Annotated in this window: 1 protein-coding gene; it reads right to left on the reverse strand. The window is 62.8% G+C overall.

Annotated elements, in window-relative coordinates; genetic code table 11:
* Nucleotides 1-377: ISAs1 family transposase (locus PY650_RS36870; RefSeq protein WP_285885047.1), on the reverse strand; the 377-nt coding region annotated here is incomplete at its 3' end.
* Nucleotides 378-392 lie beyond the last annotated feature (15 nt).

Genomic DNA, 392 nt, shown 5'->3' on the forward strand with positions numbered 1-392 from the left:
ACCAGTTGCGCCTCGGCGGCAAAAGCTGTCACCACATGAAGCGGGCTCCTGCCGGCGGCGCGGTCGAACGAACGGCGCAACGTCTTGCCGTCGATGGCGATCACACCTGCGCCATCCGCTCCTAACGCCTCCAGAAAGCGCCCGAAGGCAGCCGACAGCGAGGCCGGATCGAGCAGGCGAAACAGCCGCGAGAACGTGTCATGGCTCGGAAGCCCGTTCTCAAGAACCAGAAACTCCCGAAACAACGCCTCCCGATCCTCGGCAAAGTCAGCGAAGTCCACGCAACTGTCACAGCCGCAGATCGACGCCACAAGCGCAATCGTCAACACTTCCAGCAAGTCGTGACGACGGGCATTGCCCGTCCGCGGATCCGTGATCCCGTGAAGTACCGT

Source organism: Martinezella calliandrae (assembly GCF_030272695.1).
GTDB lineage: Bacteria > Pseudomonadota > Alphaproteobacteria > Rhizobiales > Rhizobiaceae > Rhizobium > Rhizobium calliandrae.